General features: G+C 43.3%; 1 protein-coding gene. It reads right to left on the bottom strand.

Going from position 1 to position 1,243, the window contains the following annotated elements; all coding sequences use genetic code 11:
• Positions 1-59: 59 nt before the first annotated feature.
• On the bottom strand, positions 60-1,243 hold a 1,184-nt coding region (tuf, locus tag ACFSAV_RS09300), incomplete at its 5' end, for an elongation factor Tu (protein WP_245853395.1).

Here is a 1,243-nt window from a genome sequence, read left to right as displayed (position 1 = left end):
AAAAAAGGCGTACCTCTCGATACGCCTTCCTCTATTATTCAATCTAATTGAAAATTCAATTATTTGATAATTTTCGCTACAACACCAGCACCCACTGTACGACCACCTTCACGAATCGCAAAACGTAAACCTTGGTCCATCGCAATCGGGTGAATCAAACTTACAGTCATCTTGATATTATCTCCAGGCATAACCATCTCAACACCTTCCGGTAATTCAATCGTACCCGTTACGTCTGTTGTACGGAAATAGAACTGTGGACGGTAACCTTTGAAGAATGGCGTATGACGTCCACCTTCCTCTTTTGATAACACGTAAACTTCTGATTCAAAGTCTGTATGTGGTGTGATTGAACCCGGTTTCGCTAACACTTGGCCACGCTCAATCTCTTCACGTTTCGTACCACGTAATAAAGCACCAACGTTCTCACCCGCACGACCTTCGTCTAATAACTTACGGAACATCTCAACACCAGTTACAGTTGTTTTTGTGGTCTCTTTAATTCCCACAATCTCAACCTCTTCACCCGTACGGATGATTCCACGCTCAACACGACCTGTTACTACTGTACCACGACCTGAAATTGAGAACACGTCTTCAATCGGAAGAAGGAATGGTTGGTCAATCGCACGCTCTGGCTCTGGAATATAACTGTCTAAGTGACCCGCTAATTCAAGAATTTTCGCTTCCCACTCCGGTACACCGTTTAATGCTTGTAACGCTGAACCACGTACGATTGGTGTATCATCACCCGGGAAGTCATATTGAGAAAGAAGTTCACGCACTTCCATTTCAACTAATTCTAATAACTCTTCATCATCTACCATATCACATTTGTTTAAGAATACGATGATGTAAGGTACACCTACTTGGCGACCTAAAAGAATGTGTTCACGCGTTTGTGGCATTGGACCATCAGTTGCCGCTACAACTAAGATAGCGCCATCCATTTGTGCAGCACCAGTAATCATGTTTTTTACATAGTCTGCGTGTCCTGGACAGTCAACGTGCGCATAGTGACGTGTTTCTGTGTCGTATTCTACGTGTGATGTGTTGATGGTGATACCACGCGCTTTTTCTTCTGGCGCGTTATCAATTTGGTCAAATGCACGAGCTGCACCACCAAAGTGTTTTGATAATACTGTAGTGATTGCTGCTGTTAAAGTTGTTTTACCATGGTCAACGTGGCCGATTGTACCCACGTTTACGTGCGGTTTTGTACGTTCAAATTTTTCTTTAGACA

The sequence above is a fragment of the Pasteurella oralis genome (assembly GCF_042681465.1).
GTDB classification, from domain to species: Bacteria; Pseudomonadota; Gammaproteobacteria; order Enterobacterales; family Pasteurellaceae; genus Pasteurella; species Pasteurella oralis.
The sequence above is the reverse complement of the archived record's forward strand: the minus strand, read 5'-3'. Positions and strand labels throughout refer to the sequence as shown.